Source organism: bacterium, from assembly GCA_021372535.1.
GTDB lineage: Bacteria > Latescibacterota > Latescibacteria > Latescibacterales > Latescibacteraceae > JAFGMP01.
This window is the reverse complement of record JAJFUH010000149.1, coordinates 63,581-83,423: the sequence shown is the minus strand read 5'-3', so window position 1 is coordinate 83,423 and position 19,843 is coordinate 63,581. Positions and strand designations below refer to the sequence as shown.

At 45.9% G+C, this 19,843-nt stretch carries 21 protein-coding genes; 11 read left to right on the top strand and 10 right to left on the bottom strand.

Annotated elements, in window-relative coordinates; genetic code table 11:
• Positions 1-477, top strand: a 477-nt coding sequence (gene fliW, locus LLG96_13380; GenBank protein ID MCE5251203.1) for a flagellar assembly protein FliW, incomplete at its 5' end; no start/stop codon positions are given.
• 79 nt (positions 478-556) lie between these two features.
• On the opposite strand, the gene ybgF is transcribed toward fliW, so the two are convergent.
• The 6 genes from ybgF to LLG96_13350 all read right to left on the bottom strand — a co-directional run bounded on the left by ybgF (position 557) and on the right by LLG96_13350 (position 4,931).
• Complete coding sequence (gene ybgF, locus LLG96_13375; GenBank protein ID MCE5251202.1) at positions 557-1,318, bottom strand: tol-pal system protein YbgF; 762 nt, start codon at positions 1,316-1,318, stop codon at positions 557-559.
• Positions 1,319-1,405: 87 nt separating this feature from the next.
• Positions 1,406-1,900 (bottom strand): peptidoglycan-associated lipoprotein Pal, encoded by a 495-nt coding sequence (gene pal, locus LLG96_13370; protein MCE5251201.1) that lies wholly within the window; start codon positions 1,898-1,900, stop codon positions 1,406-1,408.
• A gap of 85 nt (positions 1,901-1,985) precedes the next feature.
• Positions 1,986-3,215: a hypothetical protein gene (locus LLG96_13365; protein ID MCE5251200.1), complete on the bottom strand. Its 1,230-nt coding sequence runs from the start codon at positions 3,213-3,215 to the stop codon at positions 1,986-1,988.
• Between the two features lie 127 nt (positions 3,216-3,342).
• Positions 3,343-3,960 carry a TonB family protein gene (locus LLG96_13360; protein MCE5251199.1) on the bottom strand — a complete coding sequence of 206 codons (618 nt, stop codon included), beginning with the start codon at positions 3,958-3,960 and terminating at the stop codon, positions 3,343-3,345.
• 21 nt (positions 3,961-3,981) lie between these two features.
• Positions 3,982-4,389: a biopolymer transporter ExbD gene (locus LLG96_13355; GenBank protein MCE5251198.1), complete on the bottom strand. Its 408-nt coding sequence runs from the start codon at positions 4,387-4,389 to the stop codon at positions 3,982-3,984.
• Entirely contained in the window at positions 4,386-4,931 is a 546-nt protein-coding gene (locus tag LLG96_13350) for a MotA/TolQ/ExbB proton channel family protein (protein MCE5251197.1), read from the bottom strand. Before LLG96_13350 ends, LLG96_13355 begins: the two co-directional genes overlap by 4 nt.
• Before the next feature lie 615 nt (positions 4,932-5,546).
• Between LLG96_13350 and csrA the strand changes: the two genes are divergently transcribed.
• The 10 genes from csrA to LLG96_13300 all read left to right on the top strand — a co-directional run bounded on the left by csrA (position 5,547) and on the right by LLG96_13300 (position 15,759).
• Positions 5,547-5,813, top strand: a complete 267-nt coding sequence (gene csrA / locus LLG96_13345) for a carbon storage regulator CsrA (GenBank protein MCE5251196.1) — start codon at positions 5,547-5,549, stop codon at positions 5,811-5,813.
• Positions 5,814-6,336: 523 nt separating this feature from the next.
• Positions 6,337-7,152, top strand: coding sequence for a flagellin (locus LLG96_13340; protein MCE5251195.1), 816 nt, complete (start codon positions 6,337-6,339; stop codon positions 7,150-7,152).
• Positions 7,153-7,209: 57 nt separating this feature from the next.
• A complete protein-coding gene (locus tag LLG96_13335; GenBank protein ID MCE5251194.1) occupies positions 7,210-7,605 on the top strand; it encodes a flagellar protein FlaG in 396 nt (131 codons plus the stop codon).
• Between the two features lie 466 nt (positions 7,606-8,071).
• Positions 8,072-8,887, top strand: a complete 816-nt coding sequence (locus tag LLG96_13330; protein ID MCE5251193.1) for a flagellin — start codon at positions 8,072-8,074, stop codon at positions 8,885-8,887.
• A 47-nt stretch (positions 8,888-8,934) separates the two neighbouring features.
• The gene (locus LLG96_13325) at positions 8,935-9,345 is read left to right on the top strand and encodes a flagellar protein FlaG (protein MCE5251192.1); all 411 of its coding nucleotides are present in this window, start codon (positions 8,935-8,937) and stop codon (positions 9,343-9,345) included.
• Between the two features lie 58 nt (positions 9,346-9,403).
• Entirely contained in the window at positions 9,404-12,421 is a 3,018-nt protein-coding gene (gene fliD / locus LLG96_13320; protein ID MCE5251191.1) for a flagellar filament capping protein FliD, read from the top strand.
• Between the two features lie 103 nt (positions 12,422-12,524).
• The gene (fliS, locus tag LLG96_13315; protein ID MCE5251190.1) at positions 12,525-12,956 is read left to right on the top strand and encodes a flagellar export chaperone FliS; all 432 of its coding nucleotides are present in this window, start codon (positions 12,525-12,527) and stop codon (positions 12,954-12,956) included.
• A 3-nt stretch (positions 12,957-12,959) separates the two neighbouring features.
• Positions 12,960-13,373, top strand: a complete 414-nt coding sequence (locus LLG96_13310) for a hypothetical protein (protein ID MCE5251189.1) — start codon at positions 12,960-12,962, stop codon at positions 13,371-13,373.
• Positions 13,374-13,523: 150 nt separating this feature from the next.
• Complete coding sequence (locus LLG96_13305) at positions 13,524-13,973, top strand: hypothetical protein (protein ID MCE5251188.1); 450 nt, start codon at positions 13,524-13,526, stop codon at positions 13,971-13,973.
• Between the two features lie 421 nt (positions 13,974-14,394).
• Positions 14,395-15,759: a CCA tRNA nucleotidyltransferase gene (locus LLG96_13300; protein MCE5251187.1), complete on the top strand. Its 1,365-nt coding sequence runs from the start codon at positions 14,395-14,397 to the stop codon at positions 15,757-15,759.
• On the opposite strand, the gene LLG96_13295 is transcribed toward LLG96_13300, so the two are convergent.
• The 4 genes from LLG96_13295 to LLG96_13280 all read right to left on the bottom strand — a co-directional run bounded on the left by LLG96_13295 (position 15,680) and on the right by LLG96_13280 (position 19,798).
• Positions 15,680-16,642, bottom strand: a complete 963-nt coding sequence (locus LLG96_13295) for a M23 family metallopeptidase (protein MCE5251186.1) — start codon at positions 16,640-16,642, stop codon at positions 15,680-15,682. The two genes, LLG96_13300 and LLG96_13295, sit on opposite strands and share 80 nt — an antisense overlap.
• Before the next feature lie 95 nt (positions 16,643-16,737).
• A complete protein-coding gene (locus LLG96_13290) occupies positions 16,738-17,595 on the bottom strand; it encodes an RNA polymerase sigma factor RpoD/SigA (protein ID MCE5251185.1) in 858 nt (285 codons plus the stop codon).
• A gap of 28 nt (positions 17,596-17,623) precedes the next feature.
• Positions 17,624-19,045, bottom strand: coding sequence for a PDZ domain-containing protein (locus LLG96_13285; protein ID MCE5251184.1), 1,422 nt, complete (start codon positions 19,043-19,045; stop codon positions 17,624-17,626).
• Between the two features lie 402 nt (positions 19,046-19,447).
• The gene (locus LLG96_13280; protein MCE5251183.1) at positions 19,448-19,798 is read right to left on the bottom strand and encodes a hypothetical protein; all 351 of its coding nucleotides are present in this window, start codon (positions 19,796-19,798) and stop codon (positions 19,448-19,450) included.
• Between the last annotated feature and the right edge of the window lie 45 nt (positions 19,799-19,843).

The window sequence follows — 19,843 nt, the reverse complement described above, 5'->3', positions numbered from 1 at the left end:
CGGGGGCTCATCAGGGTTCCCAGGAAAGAACTGATCCATTTTCCCGAAGGCCTCTTAGGTTTCGGTGATTATACCGATTTTGCCGTTCTTGACATAAACGACTGCAAACCCTTCAAGAGTATGCTGTCCGCGGTTACGGGCGGTCCTGATTTTGTCGTTGTGGAGCCCCAATTGATATTCAGTAATTACAATCCGTTGAAATCGATTAATGCCCTGAGCGATCTGGGCATCGGGGACCCGGTTGATCTTGTCATTCTTTCCCTTGTTACACTGGCCGAGAATCCCGGCGATATTACACTCAACCTCCGGGGTCCGATTTTTATCAACCTCGTTACACGGCTGGCTCGGCAGATTATTCTTCCCGATGATACATTCCGCACAAAAGAACCCATTCTCCCGTACCGCAAACGTCCACGGCCTCTTGCGGAAAACATACAAGCAAGGCCTATAGCCTTTAATGGCGGCAGTTGCTTCTGATATGTGTGTATTGTTCAGCCTGATGGTATTCTTCAGCTCGTCACATTGATCCCGGCGTTTTCAGGAAGTAAGAACAGAGTTATTTCCCGATTTCGTTGAGTTTTTCGCGGGCAAGACTGGCCTCGTCGGAATTTTTATAAAGCTTGATAACTTTTTTCAGTGTTTCCTGGCCGGTTTTACTGTCACCTTTCTCGATCTGGGTGAAACCGATTTTCAGGAGCGACGCCCGTGCTTTTGAGGATTTGGGATATTGATCGACGACCTTCTGGAATTCCTTGATTGCGATGTCGAATTTTTTCTGTGCATAAGCGGCTTCGCCCAGCCAGTACTGTGCATTAGCGGCAAGGGTATGATCGGGGAACTGGAGGAGGAAGGACATGAAACGGCTTTCGGCGAGAGCGTAGTTGTTATTCTCGATATCCGAAAGCGCCGATTCATAGAGTTTTTCCGGATCAGGTTTGACCTGTGAAGGTGTTGAGGGTAGTTGAGAGACTGTTTTATTTGGTTGAGGTGCTGTACTTGATGGCTGAGTTTCGGGCTTTTTTTCCAGGCCACCGTATAACTGAATAGATTGGAGCCTGTCGAGAAGCTCTTTGAGCTGATAGTTTATCTCGTCCTGGCGCGCAGTTATCGTAGAGATGTTATCACTCTGATCTCTGGACTGGGAACCCATGAAAGCCCGCAGAGTCTGTGAAAGAACTATCTGTTCCTTGATAAGGCTGTCTATGCCGGCAACCGATTGTTCGAGTGCGGAAAGACGGGATTCAATTTCATGTGCATGAGTGTTTGACTCAAGCTGCATCTGCCTGAGATTACCTTTGGTGGCACATGAAACGAACATGATTATTACAATCACATTCAGAGGTAACCACAACAATACTCGTAATTTTGAATCCCGTCTGACCATGTTTCCGCACAGTTTAAAGTGTTACTGAGAGGTAATCCTGAATTCACTGCGACGGTTTTTCGACCATGCAGTCTCGTTATGACCTTGAGCCGCCGGACGTTCCTCGCCATACGAAATGGTGGATAAACGCGAGCTCGAAATACCGTAATCCATAAAAAACTGTTTTACCGAATCGGCGCGGCGCTGACCGAGAGCCATATTGTATTCATTGGTGCCCCGTTCATCGCAATGACCCTCGATCAGAATCTTTACGGAATTGTTCTTATTGAGGATCTCGGCATTACCGGTGACAACGCCTTTCATGTCGGACCTGATATCGGATTTGTCAAAATCGAAATAGACAGTCTGGAAAGCGGATTCCTGAATGCGGGTAGGCTGCTCGACAGGTTTTCTCTCGGGCTCCTTGACAACCGGTTTCGGAGCGGGTTTTTCCTCAGGCGCCTTGGTTACTTCTTTTTTGGGCTCTTCTACTACTTTTTTCTTGCTGGAACATCCGTTAAAAAAAGCAAGTGCCACGAAAAGGCTCAGCACTAAAATTAATGCAACGTTACCTTTTTTGTACATCTTGAAGTTCCTTTCAAATAAGGTTACAGAACAATCCCTACCGCCGTGAAGAAACACGAATGTCATCTCCGGAAACGGCAGGTGCCCACGCTGGTGATAAACTAATTCCATTTTTAGTGAGAGGGCGGACATTTGACCCGTCCCAACTCATAATATAAAGATTTTCTCCTCCTAGCCTGTTTGATGTGAACAAAATTCGTAATCCGTCCGGAGACCATTTGGGGTTCTCGTTGGAACCGCTGCCGAATGTCAGCATTACCATATCTTCCCCGGAAGTATTTGAGGTTGCAATGTCAAAACCGAAGTCGCTCAAAATAACAAAGGCAATCCGATCCCCGCGCGGCGACCAGCACGGTGAATCCTCATAAGTGTCAAGATTCGAAGTCAGACGGTGGATGCCGGTTCCATCGCTGTTCATGATATACACTTTCGGCAATCCCGACCGATCGGATGTAAACGCAATTTGTGTACCATCCGGCGACCATGTCGGGGAAGAGTCGATAGCGAAATGATTGGTAAGTCTTCGAATATCCTTTCCGTTTTTCCGGCACGTATAAATTTCAGCATTCCCGTCCCGTGACGAGGTAAACGCGATGATATCCGGATTGGTCGGGCACCATGCCGGTGCCGAATTCATGCCCTGCCATTGTGAAATATCGACCGTCTGCCCCGTATTGACGTTTATCATGACAATGGTCCACAGATTTCCGTTCAATGATGAATAAGCAATGGATCCACTGTCAGGTGACCAGTTTGGTGAAATATTGATCGTTCTCGAAAAGGTCATCTGCCGGTTTCTCCTGCCATCCGCATCCATGAGAAACAGCTCCTTGTTGCTGCCGGCTTTCTGGATGTAGGCAACTTGCGTCGCTATACTGCCCCGCAGACCATTATAGAGCTGAATTATATCATCCGCAATGATATGCGCCGTATACCATGGCCTGTCTTCCGCGATACGGTATTCTGCGGATAACTGGGTGACGGCAGTTTTAAGATCGATCACTTTCAAGCTGACCGTGCTGCTGTTACGGGACTCCTCTCTGAAAATAAAACACGACGCCCCGGCTGATTTCCATCGGGCAAACAGATTTTCGGAGGATTCAACAAGACTGTCCGGCAACTCTTTTACCTGAAACAATCCGCTGTTGTTCAAATCATCAGCCAGATAGTTCCTGACCGAGAGAACCGTGGAATCCGCAGCGGTTTCAAAACCCCCGAATCCGACTCCGATAAGACCTGATCCACCGGCTCTTACAGACAGAGTCACCTCTGACTGCCCGGCAGCATCGGAGACGGTTACACATAATATAATATAACATAAGAGCTGAACATGCAAATAAAACAAAAGATTTTGATAAATTCTCAAATATTTCATGATAGGAACTGCTACCTCTTTATGGTTCAAAAATGAAGTTGAAATGAACTCCAAGCTCGTCATGAGCAAAATTTTCCGGCAGAGGCCCGAACGGATTTGACTTTTGAATCGCATCCCATGCCGACCTGTCGAAGCTTATATTACTGGATGATTTTTCAACCTTTATGCTTAATATACGGCCATCCTTTGCAATACGAAAGTATACCGTAGACATCAATGATTCGCGGAGATTCGGATAACGCCAGTTGATATAAATCCTGTCCCGCATCTCGATAAGATAGTCAGGATAATCAAACTCCGTGTCAGTCTGTATTCCCTGTACCGGGGAACCTTTCCGGGCATCACTCTTTTTCTGATCCGAAGCCTGCTCGGTCTGTTTGGCGACCTGTTTCCGCCGTCTGGTTACGTTGGGAATCCTCTCATCGGGTTTTATCTGAACCTGCGGTACAATTGACTTTGTCTCCGCCTTCGGCGCTGATTTTGCGAGCAGCTGCTGAATCTGCTGCGGTGACACCGTCGATATCTGGTGAACGGTAAATGAAGGAGGAGTTGATGAGATATGAAACATGGATGAGATAATGACTCCTCCGAAAACCACAATATGACCCGTTATCGAAACGAGCATGTCCCGCAGCATACCTACCTCGCAGACACGCGGTTATTTCTCTGCGCTCTTTTTCGGTTCCTCGACGACAAGCCCGACATTCTCGCCTCCTACTTCTTTAACGTATCCGAGGATATCGATAACAGACCCGTAGGGAACCTCACGGTCCGCATTGATAAACACCGGCTCACCGGACCGTTTCTTCCAGATTTCACTGAAACTGTTTCGAAAGTTCTGGGTTTTTGTTTTCTCCCTGTCGATAAATACCGTTCCGTCCTTAGTGATGGAAACGACAATTCCTTCCGATATATTGGCCTTCGATGCTTTCCCAGCCGGTAGTTCCACATCGAGGAACTGGTGCATGGCGGGAGCTGTAATCATAAATATAATTAAAAGCACAAGAGTAACATCAATCAGATTGACGAAGGAGACATCGGCTTTGATCGGCATTCGCGGAATCATTCGTTGCCTCCGTTTGTGAACAGTTTGATCGAAAACTCTCCGATCTTTTCGAGACTGTCGAGACAGGCATTAATACCGGTGGAAAGGAAATTGTGTCCGGCCATGGCAGGAATAGCCACACAGAGCCCGGCGATGGTTGTCATGAGCGCTTCGGCGATTCCCGGAGCTACCGTCGCGATTGTAGCGTTTCCCGACTGGCTTATGTTGAGAAAAGAACCCATGATGCCCCACACGGTTCCCAAAAGACCGAGGAGCGGACTTATATTGGCAGTTGTCGCAAGGACAGCCATCCATTTCTGGAGCCTGTTGACCTCATGCGTCACCGCATTGCTGACAATGGTTTCGGGTGATATGAGATGTCTTCCCTGATTATATGAACGTATCAGCTTGATCAGTATTATGGGGATTGTTTTGGCAATACCCTTGGTAAACGGAGTACAGCTGTCCTCGATGTATTTAATGTCCGACTGGTTCGATAATGTCGCCAGGAATTTTGTTATGGCAGACCTGTAACTGTTTGTAAAAAAATACTTGTTCAGCATTATTGCCCAGGAAATAACAGAAAAAAACAGAAGCAGGGAAAGAATCCCTTTTGTAAAAAGAGTGGAATTGAGGATTAATCTGTAAGCAGTTATCTCTAATGAACCGGTCAATGCAAAACTCCGTTATACGGTTTCTCGTTAAAAATTCCTTAAAAGTACAATATAAACAATATGGAACAGAACGGCAACAACTCTTTGAACATTATGTTTTACCCGTTTTATAAAAAAACTTTTCTGTAAAACCTCATTGTTACAAAAAATATTACATGTTTATTTATACGGTAATCGGAAATAATTTACTGTTCACATCTGAAAGAAAATAAATTCAAATCCGTGTATATCCGTACAATCCGCGAAAATCCGTGTTCTAATAAATCATATGCATAGTTCGGAATAAATCATATAAAAAATCCTGATTTGTATCATTTATGGCAGTGTATGAAGTTTTTCTTTGAAGTTTGGTAATAAACGTTGTAGTTTAATTAAGGGGCCGGATGATACCGGATCAACTGACGCGTCCACAGCTCCGTTCACTAGATATTACTTCCGGATCATGATTTATGGCGGCGATTCATGATTGAGAATCCGCCGGGCAGCTTATTAAGGAGGTACTTAATGCTCGTTTTGTCCCGAAAGTCAGGAGAAACGATTCACATCGGGTCAGATATCGTTGTAACAATCCTCGATGTTTCGCGAAAATTCACACGGATAGGTATCAGCGCCCCCAAACATATCTGTATACTCCGCGGGGAGGTGAAAGAACAGATCGAGCAGGAAAACAAGCTGGCGGCGACTCAGAGCAGTCTCCTCGATGGCTTGATAAAACTTGGTTCCCTCTGGCATGACGATTCCGAAGCCGACGATGGTACTTCCAACCGATAAAAGTCATGTGATCACTGATTGAATGGATTATATCCTCCGATCAGATGGATTCCGCTGTTGCCCGCCCGAACGCTGATATACCGCTTTAACGGAGCATATTTCTTCCCGATACTGAAATATATTTTAGCCAATTCTGCCTGAATATTCATTTTTCTCGTTAAGACTGCACGGTTTTTTTCCGATAAATATAGTGAAAAGAGTAGCGTTATCATCACACCGGTATGTGTGCATGAACAGGTATCATCATGTCTGTTTTAATATTCTTACTATTTTAATATCAATACCTTAAATCACTAAAGATTTTTCATGTTGTGCCGATAACAATTAACAGAACTCATAGTGAGCAGGATATACATGTACAGGTTACCGAAGCATTAATAACGAAGGAGGGGATGTTATTACACAACGGTACAAAGAGCGATGTAACGATTTAATAGTATCAAAAGATTAGATTATACGTGGATTTATCGCATGGATGCGAATTCCTTTTCTACATGGGATAACATGGAGGTTAATCATGAGCTTGAGAATTAACAACAACATTTCGGCGATGAACACCCATCGCCAGCTTCAGAGAACAGACAAATTACTGGCGTCTTCTCTTGAAAGGCTGTCAAGCGGTTTACGAATCAACCGTGCAGCAGACGACAGTGCGGGACTTGCCATTTCGCAGAGACTGAGATCGCAGGTAGAGGGTCTCAAGATGGCATCACAGAATGCCGAGCAGGCTAAAAATGTGGTGCAGACCGCCGAAGGGTACCTCAACGAAATTCATAACATGCTCGGCCGTATGCGCGAGCTGGCGGTTCAGGCTTCGTCCGATACCGTGGACGATACCAACCGGTCGTCGCTCCATGCGGAATTTTCCTCGCTCCGTAATGAAATAACCCGTATCGCGGGAGCTGCCGAGTACAACAGCCAGAAACTGCTCGACGGGTCGTTCAACAAAACATTCCAGATAGGTCCCAACAATACGTCGAACGATTCTCTCACGTTCCAGATTGCCGCAGTGGATGCCACGACACTTAATATTGCTAGTTCGTCCATTGAGACTCTGGCCGGAGCACAGAGCGCTCTCGATGAGCTGACATCGGCGATCGATGCAGTGTCAACGACTCGTTCCGATCTCGGTACCATCCAGAACAGGCTCGCTTTCACCGTAGCAAGCGTCGATAATTCTGCCGAGAACCTGGCGAGCTCGGAATCGACAATCCGCGACCTCGATATTTCAAACGAGATCACGAGCTTCACCAAGTCGCAGATTCTGGTTCAGGCGGGTATGTCGATGCTCGCGCAGGCAAATGCCGTTCCGCAGAATGTGTTGGCTCTCTTCAGATAAACCAGGGTACCTGGTTACATGGGTAGAATACCCTGATGGTATTTGAGGTGAAAAAAGATGAAAATCGAAAACCGCATACCTGATATAATTTTTCCGGTCAGGCTGAACAGCCAGACGGGGAATATTTCGAGCCAGCAAATATCTGCCTCCCATGGGATGTACGCTGATTCAGTTGATGAGGCGGTTGTTTCCGCGCCGGAGGTTCCGGATGTACGGTTTTCTCTGCCGGATTCTGTCGATGTTGAAACTGCCGCCGAACGACTGAACAAGATGGCGGAAGCCCGGAAGAAGGTTGTCAGTTATTCGATTGATAAAGATACCAATACAACCGTAATCAAAGTCTTTAACAGTCAGACAGGCGAGATGGTCAGACAGTTCCCTCAGGAAGATGTACTGGCCATGAAAGCCCGGATCAACAGTATTACCGGCAGATTTATCCATATCACTGCCTGAAAAAAGACCAGAAGTACAAAATCCTGTACCTGCAGTATAGATTGTCTTGCCATAAAAAACGACAGGGGCGAGAAATTATACTGCGGATATGGGATTTTTTATTAAGACAACTCACATGAATTTTAAAATAGATAATAACAATATAAATAATGTGTTATATGTGTTCGCGCCATCGCGTTTTTACCGGAAAATATTTTTTTAACGAATTATTCCTGTCGTAATAAAAAAAATATTAAAGTTTTTCAGGAATTATCCGATAAAAATGAAAGGGAAAATAAATTATGCAGATCATAGAGTACATACAGTATTAAAATACCTTTTTCGTTACTGTGTTTAAGGGGGGTGGTTGATTAATACTACAGTGTAAGCCTTTACGTTTGTTTTGTGAGGAATTGTCGCGATTTATGTTAGTACGCAAGGAAGCGGACCCTGAAAAAGCGGGTCAACAAGGAGGTTAGTTATGAGTTTGAGGATAAATAATAACATTTCCGCGATGAATACCCATCGTCAGCTGCAGCGGACAGATAAAACGCTTGCGTCGTCTCTCGAAAGGCTGTCGAGCGGTTTGCGGATCAATCGTGCTGCAGATGACAGTGCGGGTCTCGCAATTTCGCAGAGACTGAGATCACAGGTGGAAGGTCTCAAGATGGCTTCTCAGAATGCCGAGCAGGCAAAGAATGTGGTGCAGACTGCCGAAGGATATCTCAACGAAATCCACAATATGCTCGGTCGTATGCGCGAGCTGGCTGTGCAGGCTTCGTCCGATACCGTGGACGACACCAACCGGTCATCGCTCCATGCAGAATTTAACTCACTGCGTAATGAAATTACCCGTATTGCCAGTGCAGCCGAATACAACGGTCAGAAACTGCTCGATGGAACGTTTAATAAAACCTTCCAGATCGGGCCCAACAACTCGACAAATGATTCACTGACGTTCCAGATTACGGCGGTGGATGCTGCAACCCTCGGTATTTCTGGCACTTCGATCGAAACGCTGGCGGGAGCCAAGACTGCGCTCGATGACCTGACAGCGGCTATCGATGCGGTATCTTCAACGCGTTCCGATCTCGGTACCATCCAGAACAGGCTTGCGTTTACCGTGGCGAGTGTTGATAATGCATCTGAGAACCTGGCAAGCTCCGAATCGACGATCCGTGACCTCGATATTTCCAACGAGATCACGAGCTTCACCAAGTCGCAGATTCTGGTTCAGGCGGGTATGTCAATGTTGGCGCAGGCGAATGCTGTACCGCAGAATGTGCTTGCACTGTTCAGATAATTGGTTTTCCTGGTTAATTAATCGATGGGTATATGAGGTGATGACCTATGAAAATTGAAAGTCGTATGCAGGACATGACTCAGGAGGTTCGTGTTAGCGAGCTGACGAGTAATACTGCTAACCGACAGAGATCAGTCACCTCTGGCTCGAGTGGTGCTTCTACCAGGAAACCAACTTTTTCCAAGGCTGGTGAATCGAAAGGAAAGGGACAGGAAGGAGTTACCTCTCCGCCGGATCCGATTGATGTTCACGTTGCAATCGAGAAGCTCAATAAGATTGCAGAAGCACAGAAAAAAGATGTAAGCTTTTCTGTAGACAAAGACTCTGAAGCCACAGTTATTAAAGTTTTTAAGAGTCAGACAGGGGAACTGATTAAACAATTCCCGCCAGAAGAAGTTCTGGCAATGAAAGCAAGAATTCGTAATTATACAGGCTGGTTTTTTGATAACAAGTATTGATGTAATGGTAAAACTGGTAGAATGTCAAAACAGAAAAGCTAATTGAGGTTATGATACCATGGCAAGTGTAGGATCAATAAATTTTGGCGGACTGGTCAGCGGTCTGGACACAAATCAGCTTATTGAAGATCTCATGACGGCTGAGTCCAAGCCTTTAACAAGGCTCGAAACCCGTAAAACCGAGCTGACAAAACAGCAAGACACCTATACTACCATAAAATCGAATCTCGATGATTTAAAAACTAAGGTTTCCGCGCTTAAAAGTACGGTTTCCTTTGGAGCCTTCAGTGCCTCCTCTTCAGATGAGGAGGCACTGAGTATCAGTGCTTCGCCTTCTGCCAATTCAGGCACTTATTCGGTTAAAATCCTTTCGTTGGCTCAAGCTGAAACATTGTCGAGTAACTCGTATTCGAATTCAACCGATAAACTTGGGCTCAATGGTGAAATCCTTGTAAACGGCGAGAGCTTCAAAGTAAAAAGTACTGACAGTATACAGGATATACGTAACGGAATAAATACGCTCAATGCAGGGGCAACCGCAAGTATACTCAATATATCCAAAGGTGACAACAGACTGATCATCAACTCCCAGACCGCCGGTGAAAACGGATTTTTCATCGCAAATGTCGGTGATACGGATATTCTGGGAGCGCTGGGTATCACGGATGGTACCAAACAGGTCCGTGAAGTTACTGATAATAAAGTTCTTTCCTCACTCTTCAGTTCATCGACATCGACCATTGGCAGTCTCGCCGGTATTTCCTCTTCCGCTTCAGGAAATGTCGGGATTCGCGGCGAGTCTCTGAAAATAAATCTTTCCAAGGATACGCTCACATCAATCCGCGATAAGATCAACGGACTCGGTATTGACGGGGTTTCCGCATCGATCGAGTCGGTCACCGAAGATGATATAACCTCCTATCGTCTTGCCATAACGGGTACCGAAGCTTTTACCGACGATGGAAATGTTCTTGAAACCCTCGGCATTCTCGAGGGAGGCACCGAAGGTGTGAAAGCCGAATTCCAGACAGAAACTCTTTATACCAAAAAGAGTCAGGGAAACGGAAACGGGAACGGAGCCACAAAAATCGCCGACAGTACCTCGAAACTCGTCGATCTTGTGGGGAAAAGCTCTTCTGGTGATTCAATCACTATTTCGGGAACCACGAGCTCAGGTTCGTCGGTTTCCAGAACGATTCAGATATCTTCCGATAAAACGGTCGGGGATATTCTTTCCGGTATCGAAGAAGCTTTTTCGAATACCGTCCAGGCCTCGATCCAAAATGGAAAAATTGTCGTTCAGAGTGACGAGTCCGGAAAAACGGCGCTGAAATTCAGTATCAAGGCAAATAACGAATCGGGGAGCACACTGGATTTTGGTGTTGCAGCCGAGACTCAGAAGGGACGAGATCGTGTGGTCGTACAGGGAAGTGACGCAAAAATTCTGGTCAACAACATCGAGATCACACGGGATACCAATGAAATCAATGATGCGATATCGGGTCTTAACCTGACGCTGAAGAAGGCTGATACGGCGACAGAGATCAACCTCACGGTAAAGCGCGATAATGATGAAGTACAGACGAAAATTGAAGCGTTTGTCAAATCATATAATGATTTTGTCGATTTTATCGATACTAATTCTAAATACGATAAAGAAACGAAAACAGCCGGCCCGCTGCTCGGAGACCAGACGTCGATATCCGTTCTTAACCGGATACGAAGCGCTCTCAGAACTACGATTTCCGGTGAAGATTTCGGTTATACCAACCTGGCAGAGATCGGTGTCGAGAGTACATCGGACGGTAAACTGAGTCTTGACACCGGTAAACTGAAAGAGGCCATGAACAACGATATGGATTCCGTCGTATCGCTCTTTACCGCAACCAGGCTCTCGAGCGATAATGACATTTCTTTTGCCTATCATTCCGAAAAAACAAAATCGGGAACATATAATGTGACCATTACCCGCGCCGCCGAAAAAGCGGAAGCTGTTTCTACTCTGGTCGGCAAGACTGACGGCGACGGGACACTGAGTGTCACCGATAATTACGGCAATACGATGAATGTAGCGTATTCTTCCGATATGACTCCCGACGATATTGCCAATGCCATCAATACGGAAGCACAAAAGACGTACGCACAGATTTTAAAGTCGACTACCGCGCTCAATCAAACCAACGGCGACTATGTCGATCAGAATACCCTTATTAAAAACATAGACGGTGTTGAAATCAGCGCGAATGATACGATAACCATAAGTGGAACCAACCGTACCGGGAAAACATACCAGAAAATCCTCAATGTCGGAAAAGATGACACGATCAATGTCCAGGATATTCTCGACGCGATGGAAAGCATCGCCGGTAACGAGGTCAATGCTACCATCGATTCGGAAGGCAGGATACAGACAGAAGATATCCAGTCCGGAACAAGCTCTATCGGCTTTACCATCAGCACGACAGTCAAGGGTCTGGATTTTGGAACATTAGCTACAGCTCAAAAGGGCCGTAATAAGGTAACGGCTGATGCATCCGTTTCCGATGACAATCGCCTGACCATTACTCACACGGCGTACGGGGCTGATTACACGTTAACCATTGAAGGCGGGAAAAACCTCGGTATAGCGGATGGAACCATCAAGGGCGTCGATGTGGCCGGTACGATCAACGGTGCCGTGGGAACGGGTAAAGGCCAGAATCTCACCGCATCGAACTCCGATGAAAATTCCCGGGGGATAGTCATTAGAGCTGAAATTTCCGCAGATGAGCTTGCTGTCGAAGGCCCTGACCAGGGTACTGTTACCCTTGTGTCAGGAATTGCGGATATTCTGTACAATGAAATGACCGCATTAACAAGCCCGATAAACGGTTATGTCCAGGCAAAAATTGATAATTATGAACGTTCACTGGATTCTCTGAATAACCAGATTGAATCAACGAACAAGCGCCTGGAACAGAGACGGGCAATGTATGTCCGCAAATTCACCGAACTTGAAACTGCCATGTCAAGACTCCAGACAATCCAGCAGCGGCTTACAGCATCTCTCAGTTCGCTTCCTCAGACCAGTCTGTAATTTTCCACTAAAGTTTGTGCTCGAAACACCGATATAGTATATAGAGGTGTAACAGGTATTTCAGTACTCTGACCGATTTGATTTTTTAATAAGGATTGTGATAATGGCACACTGCGGTTATTCGGCATATCAGGAAGCTCATGCGCATGAGCTCGATCAGGCAAAACTGATACTTATGATGTTTGCCGGATCGATAAATTATCTCAATAAAGTGCTTGAAATAGCCGAAAACGATCATTCTGAAACAGGAAGACTTGTCAATAAGACAAAAAACATCATACTGGAACTCATTTCGTCATTGAATATGGACGAAAGCGGTGAAATGGGTGAAATTCTCCTGCGAACGTACAGGGGACTCTATGTAAAATTAAACACGGCATACTTCCGTAACGATCTGCTTTCAGTTGCCGAGGTGAGAGATTCCCTCGTGGAGCTCGAAGATGCGTGGAAAAAGGTTTTCCGGAGCACCGAGTATCAGGATTTCAAAAAAGACCGTGAGCGATTCAGAAAAAAATATCATGGATTCAAGGGGTGAATTGTGGCGGAGCCCGAAGAAATTGAACGTGCCGTCAGCAGAAACATAAAACTTCATAAACTGCTGAAGGACCTGGTTCGTAAAGAAAAAGATCTGTTCAGCGAGAACAATCTTGAGGGCAGGGCGAAGGAAGCGAAGCTCAGAGAACAAGTGGAAGCGGAAATAGTCAAGGCCACTCACGACATACAAGTGTTATTCGAATCCATTGAACGGGAAAAAGTGAATTTTACGGAAAATCAGAAACAGAATCTTTCGGTGCTGATGAACAGGCTTCGTGAAACCATTACCGATACAATAGGTGTGGTGGAACAGACCAGGAGAGATTTAAAGCATATGAAGAATGAAACGTTCGATGAAATAAAAACATATTCGAAGACCCGAAATGCTTTAAAAATCTATGGCCGGATTAATCAGTGAATCAGTTGGATACATGTGCATCGAGAGGATAAAAAGATTCTTAAAACGTGTAAAGGATGACTGTCAAACCGGACCTGTTCCGACATCAGTCTTTCTGAAAACACAAAAAAATGCAGCCATGTATAATTATTATCAGGAAAAGAGTCAGATATGAAAGTACAGGGGTTATCAATAGGTGACGGCGGACTGCAGCGGCTGAGTGACAAACAGTCGACCAAGGTATCACCGGGGAAACCCCAAAAAGGTGATCTTGTTGAACTGTCACGATCTGCGCAGGAGGGTGATGTGGCCGAGATGATGCTGTCAACCGCATCTGAAGATTTTTCCGCTCGGTCCGAACGTGTGGAATCGGCTGCCAGGAGCGTTGCAAACGGCGCTTATTATCTGCCGGAGCTTTTGCAGAAAGTAGCCGAAAAAATCATCGAAACCGGTGAATCAATGCAAAACCTTTCTGAAATCACCGCCGATAAGAATCAAACACCGACACAGCTGTCCGCATCTATGAAAATGGTTGACAGCCAGGCTGTTCAAACAACGTACAGCCAGCCGGATGTTATTACAAAAGTCGCCGGACGGCTTATCGATACTATCGGTTTTTAATATATATATTTATAATTCCACAATCTTAGGTTTCTCCTTGTCGTGTTTGTAAACGGTACATGTCAATATTCATGTACCGTTTATGTTTTTGGGGATAATACCAGGCTGCGTTCGGTGTAAAAAATAAAATGTGCAATAGACCCTGAAATAAGTTCGGGGTGACATTGTCGCCGTCATGCTGAATTTATTTCAGCATCGTTTGGAATAACTATGCTGTCTGTTAGAGTGTAATTAGATGTTACATGATGAAATGGAGAATTTACTCCTGTTAAGAAGTGTTATGTACCGACCCGTGACAGCATATCTGCACTTAAGGCGTCTTCACTATGCTTAAAAAAGTATTTCTTTCGATCCTGTCTCACACAGGTTATTTTTCCCTAATACTCCATAAAAAACCGTATGTATCTGAAGGAATGAATTCGTGAGTGATGCGGCAGATAAAAAGGCCGGGGCGCTTGTTATTGTAAAAACGCTCAGATCCGCCGGATTCAGCGCTCTTTTTGTCGGTGGCGCGGTCCGTGATATGATAATGGGAAATGAGCCGAAGGATTATGATATCGCAACTAATGCGTCGCTCCATGATATCGAACGGCTCTTTGACAGTGTATACCCTGTCGGAAGCAGGTTCGGGGTCAGCCTCGTTGTCATCGGTGACCATTCCTTCGAGGTTGCCTGTTTCAGAAAAGACGGGATTTACGAGGATGGCCGCCGGCCTTCGTCCGTTGAGCCCGGCTGCGAGACCGATGATGCGGAGCGCCGTGATTTCACCATCAACGCCCTTTTTTTCGATCCGCTCGAAAACAGGATAATCGATCATATCGGCGGTATTCAGGATATTCATAATCGTACAATCAGAGCGGTGGGCGATCCCCGTATCCGTTTCCGGGAGGATCGGCTCCGCATGCTGAGAGCCGTACGCTTTGCCGCCCGTTTTCAGTTTTCCGTCGATGACGAAACCATGAGGGCAATCAAAGAAAACACGGCCGGGATTCACGATGTGAGCGCCGAACGTATCGGTGAGGAACTCGTGAAAATATTCGGCGGTCCCCATCCCGGATATGCGCTTACCCTCCTCGATGAAACCGGCCTGCTCCGTGAAGTGCTCCCGGAAGTATCGGCGCTCAGGGGAGTGGAACAGCCGGCTGAGTTTCATCCCGAAGGCGATGTGTTTGAACATACACGCCGTATGCTCGAATTGTATGAAGGGGGCTCGTCTGCTCTTGCGTTCGGTGTCCTGTTTCATGACATAGCCAAACCGGTGACCATGACAAAAACCGACCGGATACGGTACAACCGCCATGATGAACTCGGCGCCGTGATGGCAGGGAAGATATTACGGCGTCTCCGTATCAGTAATGAGATGACTGCTCGGGTGCAGGGGCTTGTCAGGAATCATATGCGTTTCATGCATGTCAGGAACATGAAACCGGCAAAGCTCCTCCGGTTCATGCAGGAGGATGGATTCACGGAAATGCTCGAACTGTACCGTCTCGATTGTCTTGCCAGCCACGGCAATCTTGAGGATTACGATTTTCTTGTACAAACCTTTCGGCAAGAGAAACCGGAAGACAGGAATCCGAGTCCTCCGCTTCTCGACGGGAACGATCTGCTGGCTCTCGGTTATGAAGAGGGGCCGCTCATCGGAGTGATACTCCGCAAGGTCGATGAACATCATCTGGAGGGGGAATTGAATACCCGCGAGGATGCTAATAATTTTGTGCGACGGCTGTTTCCTCAACCGTCTCATCGGCAAAATCGGAAGCGAAAAAAAAGTCCGCCGGATTGACCATGATGCCCCGATGTTCCACCGAATACATGATATGGGTCGGCACGGCAAGAATGGAGATACCGGTTCTTCCCATACACCCGACCTGCTGGCCGCGTTTGACATAGTCGCCGACATTGATCGTTATTTTAGGGTTCATCTGGGCGATGGTCTGGAGATGGGTGTACCGCGTCTTATATCCGTTCCCATGATCAATAACAACATACCGGCCATATTCGTCCGAATATTTGACGACTTCTTCCACAATTCCATCGGCGGTGGCCACAATAGGAGTACCTTCGACATTATTGATATCGACGCCGAAATAGTTTTTCACGGTGTTTGTGACAATGTCGAATGAACGCCCGAATTCCTTCATGACAAATCCATCTGCCGGCCTGATGGAGGGGAGATGCCTCAGATAATCGCTGTTGTTCATGCAGAATTCATAGAGCGTGTTGAAGTTGTACTCGAAGGCCATGCATTTTTTATTCATACGGTCGATAAGGTACAGCACCCGCTTCATGGGCAGTCTGACCCCGGATTCGGTAACCTCGATACCACCGCCTTCGCTCAGTTTTAAATCACGGTCGGAAATATCGTATTCTTTCCAAATCTTTTCGTTGACAGTTTCGATACTGTCGAGTGTCGTGCTCATTACAGTAAGTGTCGAATCAAGATAGGAGAGCTGGTTTTCGAGGATAGTATTCGTTTGAACGATTTCTTTCGTCTTGGTCATGTAGAAGGATTTACCTTCGAATCCAAGAATGTAAAAAATCATGACACCGATGGCAAAAACAAGAAAAAATACGGCGGCAACAACTAATACACGCGGTACGTTGAACTGTTTAATGTCCGACCGTGAGTGCGGAATGAGAATAAATGTCAGACGTTTCCAACCCATAAATATTTATCACGGATAAACTGTTAAAAATCAATCAGCTGACGGACTGCCTCTTCTTATTCATCGTATGAAAAAAGGCAGAATCCGTTACGGTATCATGAGAGATACGCCTTCAGCGGTTTCGAGCGCGAGGCGTGCCTGAGTCGCTTTATCGCTTTTTCTTTGATCTGACGGACACGTTCCCGTGTCAGCTTGAATTTCTCTCCGATTTCTTCGAGTGTCAGCGAATGGTCACGGTTAATGCCAAAATAAAGACTGATGACCTCGGCTTCACGTTCGGTAAGGGTTGAGAGCGCTTTTTCTATCTCCCGTTTGAGAGAATCCTTCATGAGTTTTTCATCCGGAGCCGGCTGGAATTTATCTTCGAGCACATCGAGGAGCCGGTTGTCTTCACCGTCATTGAACGGGGCATCGAGCGAGAGGTGCCGCGAGGAAATCTTGAGTGTATCCATGACCTCGTACGGGCTCATCTCCAGTTCATCGGCGATCTCGTTTGCCGAAGGTTCACGGCCGAATTCCTGTTCGAGTCCGCTCGATGTCTTGCCGATTTTATGGAGCGCACCAACCCTGTTGAGCGGCAGACGCACAATACGCGACTGTTCCGCGAGAGCCTGAAGGATCGCTTGCCGTATCCACCAGACGGCGTACGAGATGAATTTGAATCCCTTGGTTTCATCGAAACGCTTGGCAGCCTTGATAAGCCCGAGATTTCCCTCATTAATCAGGTCTCCAAGAGATAAACCCTGGTTCTGGTACTGCTTGGCGACACTCACCACGAACCGGAGATTTGCCTTTGTCAGTTTTTCGAGGGCTTCCTGGGAGCCTTTTTTGATAAGCCGTGCAAGTTCGACCTCTTGTTGGGCTGAGAGAAGCTCAACCTCTCCGATTTCCTGGAGATATCTGTCCAAGGACTGGTCTTCCCTCGTATACGGTTTTTTTGCTAGTTTTGACACGAATTGACACTCCTGTATCTTGAAAAGTTCATTTGCTTTTTACTGCTACAAACCCCTTTTCAATATGACCGTTGGGATAGACGCGCTGCCGGAAAATAAGGATGTATTTCTTTTCTTTGATATCGGGATCGTTTCTGATATCGAGAAAATCCTGAATATCTTTGATCTCTTTATTTTCAATTTCAACAATCACATCGCCAGCACGTAAATTTACTTTTGACGCGGGGCTGTCACTATCAATTTTAACAACGACGACACCGCTGGTTATTTTTTCGAGTTTGAATTGCTGGGCTGCGGGGCTGGATAATTCGACAACCTGAATACCAAGCCATGAATCGTTGGAAATGGCACCAGCCTCAAGAAAATCATTACGGCTTGCCAATGTAAGAGTCAGTGCTTTCTGTTCTTTTTCACGGATGATTTGAAGCTGAACAGTGTCTCCGGGGGCATGATCGCCGATTTTAAACAGAAACTCGTTGAAATTCTTGACTTTATCACCATCGAGTGAAACAATGACATCTCCATGTTTAAGGCCGGCTTTTTCGGCGGGAGAACCCTGGACAACCTCCTTGATGAGAACCCCGTCCCGTGAAGAAAGCTCCATAGCGTCTTTGATTTCCGGAGTGATACCTTCCTCTTCGGCACGTATTCCGACAAATCCTCGTTTCACCACGCCCGATGCGATAAGCTGTGTCATGACGTTCCTGGCGAGATTGATAGGAATGGCAAAACCGATTCCCGCGAACTGCGCCGTATACATATCGTTGATGCCGATAACCTTTCCGCTGATGTCCGCAAGCGCTCCGCCGGAATTGCCCGGATTGATCTGTGCATCGGTTTGGATGAAATTCTGAAACTGAGGTGACTGTGATCCATAAACGGTGAAGTCATGGCGGCCGAGCGCGCTGATAACCCCGACATTGATAGTCCGTTCGAGCCCGATGGGATTTCCTATCGCTATGGCATAGTCACCGGGTTTCAGCGTGTCCGAATCACCAAGCTCGGCCACATATTCCGGGGGAAGTTGCTTACCGTCAAGCTGCAACTGTATCACTGCAAGATCGGTATCCGGGTCTGTACCGACTACAACAGCGTCATATGTTTCATCTTCATTGACTTTAACGGAGATTTTTTCGGCGCCTGAAATGACATGGTTATTGGTGAGGATATGCCCTTCACGATCGATGATAACACCGGAGCCCATGCCTTCAATCTGTTTTTGCTGCTGTTGCTGCTGAGGTTTGCCGAAAAAGTACTCCCATGGATTCTGCACGGTTTGCTGGTCTCTCCTTGCCGTGGTACTGACATCAATTCGGACGACGGAGAGAGCAACCTTGTCGTAAACATGGACGAACGGACTTACTAGTCTGTCGCCCTGTTTCTGAACAGTCGGCTGGGCATATCCAAAGAATGGTGAAAACAGAAGAATAACAAAGTAAAAAAGAAACATTCTGAAAACTGTTTGTCGAGAGTACAAAACGGTCATTAAGAACCTCCAAATTATCCTGTATTAAATACAAAAAATTTGAGTAAAAGTCAATATTCATTTATATATGAATTGCAGATTTTTCATGTATCGATTCACTTCATGAGCATCCATTGGCATAAAAATAGTATCCGGCTGGAACTGTAATAACGATAAAATAATTCCATTTCCATATCGATGGAGTTTATTCCTGCTCTTTACTTCATTTCATATCTACAGCCACTTGTGCCAATAAGACCGAAAGACGGCCGAACTCCTGTCAGCAGTAACTTAAACCATATTATCAGTGCTATGGTTTCAAAAACAAACCGGATTATAACGGTTATTGTCCCGTATAATCCGGTCACAGGCATAATTAAACCATGGTTATTCGGATTTTTTCTCTTTTTTCTCTTTTTTGGCTTTCTTTTCGTCTTTTGCTTTTTTCATCATGTCTTGGTATCGTTTTTCTTTTGCTTCAAGGTCGGATTCGAGTTTTTTGATCGCTTCGATTAAAGCCACGGTTTTTTCAGATTTAAGAGTTTTGCTTACATCATCTTTTTTGACAGCCTCATAGGTTATCCCGCCGAGCTCGGTGAATTTCCTTGAGATTTTATATTTCAGATTAAGGATATCGAGTTTTACTTTACCCAGCTTGGTCAGTTCCTCGGTTTTTTCAGCGGCAATATTGACACCGTCCATCACCGACTTTTTGATTTGTCCCCACAGATCTTCCATGACATCTCCCTTTCGTGAAAAGTTGAACGATGACACTCCTGTGAA

Bases quoted from the DNA above. Each gene is read 5' to 3' on its own strand.
- ybgF (MCE5251202.1), bottom strand. From the start codon at position 1,318: ATGTTCGTTTCATGTGCCACCAAAGGTAATCTCAGGCAGATGCAGCTT.
- LLG96_13360 (MCE5251199.1), bottom strand. From the start codon at position 3,960: ATGCTGCGGGACATGCTCGTTTCGATAACGGGTCATATTGTGGTTTTC.
- LLG96_13355 (MCE5251198.1), bottom strand. From the start codon at position 4,389: ATGATTCCGCGAATGCCGATCAAAGCCGATGTCTCCTTCGTCAATCTG.
- LLG96_13350 (MCE5251197.1), bottom strand. From the start codon at position 4,931: ATGCTGAACAAGTATTTTTTTACAAACAGTTACAGGTCTGCCATAACA.
- csrA (MCE5251196.1), top strand. From the start codon at position 5,547: ATGCTCGTTTTGTCCCGAAAGTCAGGAGAAACGATTCACATCGGGTCA.
- LLG96_13335 (MCE5251194.1), top strand. From the start codon at position 7,210: ATGAAAATCGAAAACCGCATACCTGATATAATTTTTCCGGTCAGGCTG.
- LLG96_13325 (MCE5251192.1), top strand. From the start codon at position 8,935: ATGAAAATTGAAAGTCGTATGCAGGACATGACTCAGGAGGTTCGTGTT.
- fliD (MCE5251191.1), top strand. From the start codon at position 9,404: ATGGCAAGTGTAGGATCAATAAATTTTGGCGGACTGGTCAGCGGTCTG.
- fliS (MCE5251190.1), top strand. From the start codon at position 12,525: ATGGCACACTGCGGTTATTCGGCATATCAGGAAGCTCATGCGCATGAG.
- LLG96_13305 (MCE5251188.1), top strand. From the start codon at position 13,524: ATGAAAGTACAGGGGTTATCAATAGGTGACGGCGGACTGCAGCGGCTG.
- LLG96_13295 (MCE5251186.1), bottom strand. From the start codon at position 16,642: ATGGGTTGGAAACGTCTGACATTTATTCTCATTCCGCACTCACGGTCG.
- LLG96_13285 (MCE5251184.1), bottom strand. From the start codon at position 19,045: ATGTTTCTTTTTTACTTTGTTATTCTTCTGTTTTCACCATTCTTTGGA.
- LLG96_13280 (MCE5251183.1), bottom strand. From the start codon at position 19,798: ATGGAAGATCTGTGGGGACAAATCAAAAAGTCGGTGATGGACGGTGTC.